Here is an 8,446-nt window from a genome sequence, read left to right as displayed (position 1 = left end):
CAGGCAAAACTAGCTGCCGATGCTAAAGCGAAAGCCGATGCAGAAGCACTTCAGGCAAAACTTGCAGCTGAAGCGAAAGCGAAAGCTGAGGCAGAAGCACTACAGGCAAAACTAGCTGCCGAAGCTAAAGCGAAAGCCGATGCAGAAGCACTTCAGGCAAAACTTGCAGCTGAAGCCAAAGCAAAAGCCGATGCAGAAGCACTACAGGCAAAACTTGCTGCCGAAGCTAAAGCGAAAGCCGATGCAGAAGCACTACAGGCAAAACTTGCTGCCGAAGCTAAAGCGAAAGCCGATGCAGAAGCACTACAGGCAAAACTTGCTGCCGAAGCTAAAGCGAAAGCCGATGCAGAAGCACTACAGGCAAAACTTGCTGCCGATGCCAAAGCAAAAGCCGATGCAGATGCATTAGCCGCCGCAGCTCAAAAAGATGAAACTGCAAAAGAGCTTGATAACTTAACTCATTTGGTTGAAAATTCAGGTAAAGCGCAATCAGATTTAATTGCTCAGTTTAACGCGACTGTTGCTAACAAGCAAAAAGATCTGAATGATATGAAGGAGGAAAATGATTTGAGTGAAAAAGGAATCTATAAAGAACCTAAACCATTTAAGAGTGTTAGTGCTGAAAATGCTCAGATAGAATCTTTAAGAAGTCAAATAGCTGATGCGAACAGGGCTCAAAAGGATGCGATAGCTAATTTGACAAATTTATATAACGAAAGACTTAAAAAAGTTCCTAATAAAAATGACGCTTTAAACAGGGCTTATTTAGAAAAAATCAACGAATTAAAAGCAGCTCAAATAAAAGCGGAACAAGATAATATAGCCTTAATTGCAAATTTAGAGCGTATTAAGACTGAGACTGAAATTGAGAAAAAACGTAGAATTAAACGTGCGGCTTATGAAAATGATGAAGGGAGATATGCACAGGATCTTGCGGCTCTTAAACGTATAAAAGAGACAACAAAAATAAGCAGTACGCCATTAACAGAAAGCGATTTTGATTTTGGTGAAGATCAGTCAAACATGCAGATTATTAAGAATATTAAAAATTCTGATAGTGGATATTATCTAATTATTGCAGTTCATAGCAGCGTTGAAAAACGAGATGAATTTTTGACAAAAGCTGTAGCAGCAGGACGATCAGATGTTAATTTCTTTTATAATGTGACGACAAGTAAATATTATATCTATTACGAAAAACATGAAGATTTATCCGGAGCAACTAAAGCATTAGAAGCAAAAGGAAACAAACCTTATAATAGCAAGATGGTTATTGTAAAAGTTGAAAATTAATAACAGAATAGGAATAAGGAATGAAGTCCTTCTTAATTTTAAGAAGGACTAACAAAAAAAAATATTTTTAAAGCGCCAAGACTTTATTTTCTAAAGCCCCTTAGATTATAAAAGTAAGCCCCAAAAAAAGTAAATACCATGAAAAAACCTACTACTTTTAAAGATGTAAAAGATGTAAAGATGATTGCAAAGCAATCCTATTATTCTTTTATAATTGCAGTATTATTGTGCTTAAGTTGTATATCAGCTAATGCGCAATTAGGAAAAGCTTTTTCTCCAAGACTTTCTGGTGGAAGCATAAAAGTAAAAGGAGATGTTGTTTTAATTGGCAATACTGTTGTAAACAGGGTCAATACTTCTCCAAGATTTTCTCCTTCAGCTCCTCAAAACGGAGTAACCTATACTGGTACAGTTACAAATTTAGCTACCCTTACTAGTGAAGCTAATGTTCCTTTTAATGGAAACGGAAACAATAATGATTATTTTATCGAATATTCAGATATTGATAATGATGGTAGTACTTTTAGCTCTACTTCAGCAGATTTACTGATAAATAATTCTTGTAAAAAAATTGTTTTTGCCGGGTTATACTGGTCAGCAATTTACCCATATGAAAGAAGTACTAATACCGGAACTAAATATGATGGTTCCAAACGAATTGAAGACTGGAAAAATATTAAGTTTAAATTACCTGTTGGTGGATATCAGAATATTACTGCAGATGAAGTTATCTTTGATGGATATAACTATACAAATGTTCAAAATTCATTTAAAGACTCGCCATATGTATGTTTTAAAAATGTGACAACACTACTCCAGGGCTTAGCGAATGCTGACGGTACATATACTGTTGCAAATGTAAGAGCTTCCAGAGGTAAAAGAAATGGAGGAGGAGCAGGAGGATGGACTTTAGTTGTGGTTTATGAAAGTCCTACATTATCAAGCAAGTTTATATCTGTTTTTGACGGGTATGCCGGAGTTAATCCTGATTCTGGTGCGGGATATCTTCCATCTATTGATTTTCCTGTTAATGGTTTTCAAACATTACCTCTTGGCTTTCCAGTTAATGCTAAAATAGGCGTTGGAGCACTTGAAGGGGATAACCAGTTAACAGGAGATAGTTTTCAGATTAAGTCAAGTTCGTTGCCGGCTGCAACTCCTTTTACTAGGATTAGTGATGCGGTAAACCCTGATACAAATTTCTTTAATGCGACAATTTCTAACAATGGTGCACATATATTAAACAGAAATCCTAATAGTACCAATACTATGGGATTTGATATTGACAATGTTATTGTCCCTAATCCATTAAATAGTGTTATTCCAAATGAGGAAAATGCAGCAACTTTAAGATTAACAACAAATGGGGATGGGTTTGGTGCATTTGTAACGACTTTTGCAGTTGATATAATTGAACCAAAGATAACATTAACCAAAGAGGTTTTTGATTATTCTACAAACCCTCCTACCAACATGGGTAATAAGGATGTAACTTTAGGTAAGGAGTTAAATTATTTAATCGGGTTTCAAAATCAGGGTAATGATAATGCTACCAATTTTACTATAACAGATGTTCTGCCTATAAACACTAAATTTAACTATCCTGCTGATATTGTTTCTTTACCAGCAGATATAGTTATAAGTGGTGTAACATATAAAGTAACACATACTTATGATGCTGCAACCCGTACGATTACATTTACTATTCCGAAAGAGTTTGTAGAAATAGGGGATCCAAGATATACTATTAGACTTAAAGTTAAAGTTGTAGAATCTTGTAGTGAAATAAGTGATGTGTGTTCTAATATTATTCAGAATACTGCACTTTCAAATTATTCGGGTGAGTATAATAAAGGAGTCTTTGGTGATAAGAGTTTAGATTCTTATACAAATTGTAACATTGGTATTCCGCAATCTACAAACTTTTTAGTGGATGTTGACGATTGTAAATTTGAAAAAAACGAAGTTTTATGTGGAACTAGTATTCAAATTAAAGCAGCTAACGGATACAGCAGTTATTCCTGGTCAACAAGTCCAACAGGAACGCCAGTAATTGGAACTGGACAGACATTAACAGTTGTAAAGGAAGGAATATATTATGTGAAAAATACTGCACTTGCACCTTGTTTGTCAATAGAAGAAAAATTTACCGTATCACTTCCTAACGGATTAATGGAAAATCCGGTATTGCCATATGCAAGGGCTCCATATGCTGGAAATATTACGCAATGTCCGGATACAGGTAAATTTTTGCCTAATTTATTTTTATGTGGCGCAGCTGATTTTAGGGACATTAAAACAGGTATATTAGGTACAGGAATTACAATTGTTTGGGAAAAGCTGGATGAAACCAGTTGTTCAGCAGTTGCAAATGATAAATGTGCTAACGAAAATACATTATGTACCTGGAAGCCTGTAGGCTCAGGTCCTGACTACAGGGCAGATACAAAAGGTCAATACCGTTTGACAATCAGGTATCAAAATAATACTTGCTTTAATCAGTTTTATTTCAACGTATATAAAAATGAGTTAAATCCAACTATAACGTATAATGATATTTATTGTAACACTAAAGGAAGAATTGCCGTTAATGGTGTTCCAGCCGGATATGAGTATAGTTTAACAAAAAACGGAACTTATCAGGACAGTAATATTTTCTCTCCAATAAATAATCCTGGACGTTATACAGTATATATTAAACAAAAAAACGTTACAACAAATCCTTGTATATTCGAAGTTTCTGTTGATATTTTAGACAGAAAGTTAGATGTTGAAACAATTGTAACGCAACCAATTTGTTATGGTGATAAAGGAAGTATCAAGTTAAACACTTCTGGTGTAAGAGGGCAGTATTACTATGAACTTTTTAAAAATGGAACTTCAGTTCAAAAAGTAGGCCCGGTTACCAATGCAGATTACCTTTTTAGTAATTTGGATTCAGGAGGATATTCTTTTACAGTAAGAACAGAGGATGGATGTACTTATAATAATAATTATGTTGGCATAAATACTCCTGCTAGTGAAATAAAAGCGGTACCATCTATTATAAAACCTTTAACGGATTGTGGACCTGGAAAAATTCTGATAACTACAGATCCGGATTGGAAAACGTATTCATATTTTGTAAATGGCTCTGCTACTTTTCAGAATTCTAAAGAAATTGATGCTCCAACACCAGGTCTTTATACCATTAGAGTAGTTGACGGCAACTGTGAAAAAACAGTTACAATTAATGTTCCAAATAATCCAAAGCCGACTTACACAGTTTCACATACCAATAGTAATTGTTATGAAGATCCCGCTGAGATAAGAATTAACCTGACAAGCCCAACTACAGGTTACACTATGGGCTATAGTATTAATAATGGAGCAACTTACCAAACCAGCCCTGTTTTTTCAAATTTACAGCCAGGTAATTATAATGTTATTGTAAAATATAGCGTTACATACCCAATTACTAATTGGCCTTATACAGAAACAAAAGATTGTTTTGACCCGGCGCAGCTAATTACGATTACAGGGCCAACTTCATCAGTAACTGCTTCTGCAGGTGTTGCTGAATTGGCAGGTTGCGGACCTTTACAGGCAGGTCAGCCAACTGGATTGATAAGATTTACAAATGTAGAGGGAGGCGTAGCACCTTACCAATATAGTTTTGATGGTGGTGTAACCTGGCAAACTTCTCCTCAGAAGTATGTTGTTTCCTCAACCGTTCCCTATGATCTACGTGTAAGAGATAATAACGGATGTTTTTATAAAATTCCATACAATGTTATTTTAGATCCTAAACCAGAGGATCCGTCCATCGATAATAATATTACTCCTATATATAATTGTGATGGGTCAGCTACTGCTACTGTTGTAGTAAATACTCCAACAACTAGTAATGGTACTACCTATACTTATGAGTATTACATGAAAACGGGTTCAGCTGCACCTGTTGCAAATACTCCAATAACAAGTAATGTATTTCAAAATGTTCCTGCTGGAACTCATACTGTTATTGTAAAATATAACGTACAAACTGTTTCTACTTATAGTAATTTATTGCAGGAAGACTTTGGAAGAGGGGGAGATACTCAATCGCCAGGTATTAATTCAGCTTATTGTTGGGAAAAACAGGACGGTAATACGATGGCATTCGCAACTTGTAGCCTCTCTGATTGGCATCCATGGTTAATGAATGATGGAGATTACGTAGTAACGAGTGCATTGCTCCCTGATCATGGACCTGATTTTAATTGGTGGTTACCGAAAGACCATACTGCTGTATTAAATAACACTCCTTCAGTTACAGGTGGTAGGTTTCTTGCGGTAAATATTGGTGATAAAATTCCGAAAGGAGCAGTTTTATACAGTAAAACAATTAATGACGTTATTCCTGATCAGGACATTAATGTGTCATTGTTTATGACTAATTTACTAAAAATAACGAATAATCTTGAATCTCCTCAATTAACAATTCAATTAGTAAAAGGAACACAAGTGATTGCATCTCAGGTAATGCCAAGTATTCCGAGAGATGAAAAATGGCATTCTTCGACTGATTTAGCTGGAGGAAATATTTTTAAATTAAATCCAGGCAATAATACTTCTTTGGAATTCCAAATCATATCTAATAGTCAAGTAATTAATGGAAATGATTTGGCCGTAGATGACATTCTTGTTTATCAGATTCCAAAAGCCTGTGGAAACGAAATAGAAATTCCGGTTGTTATTAATACAAATGGCGCTTTTAATGTTCCAACTCCTGGAATTCAGGATGCAAAATGTAGTACTTCAAATGATGGAAGTATTACTATTACTGCAAATAATTTTAATACATCCACAGGATTTTACTATTCTATTGATAACGGTTTAAATTGGAGGAATTCGACAACTTCACCTGTAATTATTCCTGGCTTAGGTGTAGGATTATATAAAGTGATTGTAAGAAATGAAAATAATAATGATCCTAAAACATGTAGTTTTTCATTTGACTCAGAAATTAAAGCGCCTCAGGCAATATTTATTGTTCTGGTAGATAAAACAAATCCGACTTGTACAACAGCAGGAACTATTACAGTTACTACTGTTACAGGTGGAACAGGAAGTTACCAGTATCAATTGAGTAATTCTTCGGGAATTGTTGTAGTTCCATTTCAAGCGAATAAAACTTTTTCTAATGTAGCTCAGGGAACTTATAAAGTTCAGGTAAAAGATGCAAATGATTGTTTGTCTCAGCCATCTGCACCAATAACAATTACAAATCCAACTGCACCAACTGCAACTTTAGCTGCTGCAACAGACTGGTGTTACACACCATCTAATCCTGCTAGTTTAGTTGTTAGTGTAACTGGAGGAGTAGGCCCTTATACTTATAAATTAGATAATAATGCTCCAATTACAACTAATACGTTCAATAATGTTGCACCTGGAACGCATACAATTGTAGTTACAGATAGTAATAATTGTACAGCAACAATTTCGAATATTATTATTGCACCACAATTGCAATTGAGTGCAACTTTGACTCAGGATTTAACTTGCTTGGTCGATGGTTCTATTACAACAGTTGTATCCGGAGGTTATGGTATACCTTATACTTACACTGTATCCCGTAATGGAGGTGCCTCTACAGCAGTTAATTCTTTCCCATATACGGCTGGTCAGGCAGGAAATTATGTATTTACAGTTACAGACAGCAAAGGCTGTACTGCAACGAGTAATACTATAGTAGTTTCTCCAAAAACAACACCAACCTTAACAACTAATAAAACAGACATTACTTGTTATAACGCTAACGATGGTACTATTACGGTTACGGCTTCCAATGGTGCTACCACTGTTTATACTTATGCGATTAAATTAAGTTCTGCGGCTACCTATACGACTCAGTCAACAAACCAGTTTACTGGCCTAGCAGCGGGTACTTATAATATTAAAGTAATCGACAGTAAAGGTTGTGAATCTGCTGTAAGTAATGTTACTATTATAAACCCTTCAGCTGTTGATGGAAGTATTAATGGTACTCAGTTAAGATGTAGTACGTCTGGTACTGTTGCTGCAGTAGTAACCGTAACAGCAACAGGAGGTTCAGGGTCTTATCAATATAGTTTTAATGGAACTTCTAATTTTACGAACACCAATACTTATTCTACTTCAGTTGCGGGAACAGTAACTGCATATATCAAGGATGCTAATGGTTGTCAATTTGGACCATTATCATTTACTATTGGAACATTAGAACCGATTACAGATATAATAATTACAGATAATGGTTATGACTGTTCAACCACACCGGTAGGAGGTAAGGTTACTATTACTGCTGTTAAAACAGGTGTGTCAAATCCAATTAATTATCAAATTATTTCAGGTCCTTCAGGATACAATGCAACCCCAAATTCAACTGGAAATTTCCAAGGTTTAGCTGCAGGGAATTATATTTTCCAGGCTACAGATACCCAAACGAATTGTACATTTACAAAACCATATACCATTAGCGGAATTCCTGCTATTGTTGCCGGTGGCTCTGTTACTGCACCAATTTCATGTTATGGAGGTACAGGTAATATTCAGTTTACAGTTTCAGGAGTTAGTACAAGTGGTTACGATTATGTTGTTAGAAACTCAGCAAATACAACAGTTGATTCTAAGACTAACCAAACAGCAAGTACCGTTAATTTGAATAATTTATCTGCGGGTAGTTATACCATTACAGTAACCGATATTAAGACAAAATGCCCGGCTACTTATAGCGTTACGCTTACACAGCCATCAGCAGTATTATCTATTACAAATGCTGTTGGTACCAATATAAATTGCAATAATGACAATTCACAAATAACGGTAACTGCTACAGGCGGTACACCGGCATATACTTATGCATATGCGATAAACCCATCTACAGTTCCTACATCAGCATATGCTTCAGGTTCAGTTTTCACGATTGATACAAATTCAGGAGCGAATTTGGCTTGGGATATTTATGTAAAAGATGCAAATGGATGTACTGCAAAAAGAACAGTTAATATCACACCTGACGGCACCCCATCATTAACTGTATCAGTAGACAACCAGTGTACAGGTTCAGGCAGTGGCTTTACTATTACCGCTACGCCATCATCGACAAGTCTTGCTCCATTGAGCTATAGTATTGGCGGTGCTACAGGTA

The 8,446-nt window shown here is 35.7% G+C and carries 1 protein-coding gene and 1 pseudogene; both read left to right on the top strand.

The features are described from left to right. A pseudogene (locus tag K8B81_RS20655) lies at nt 1–1,293 on the top strand (PorP/SprF family type IX secretion system membrane protein); the annotation flags it as partial. 138 nt (nt 1,294–1,431) lie between these two features. After that, nucleotides 1,432–8,446: beta strand repeat-containing protein (locus K8B81_RS20650; RefSeq protein WP_223683426.1), on the top strand; the 7,015-nt coding region annotated here is incomplete at its 3' end.

The sequence above is a fragment of the Flavobacterium hibisci genome (assembly GCF_020026925.1).
GTDB lineage: Bacteria > Bacteroidota > Bacteroidia > Flavobacteriales > Flavobacteriaceae > Flavobacterium > Flavobacterium hibisci.
The sequence above is the reverse complement of the archived record's forward strand: the minus strand, read 5'-3'. Positions and strand labels throughout refer to the sequence as shown.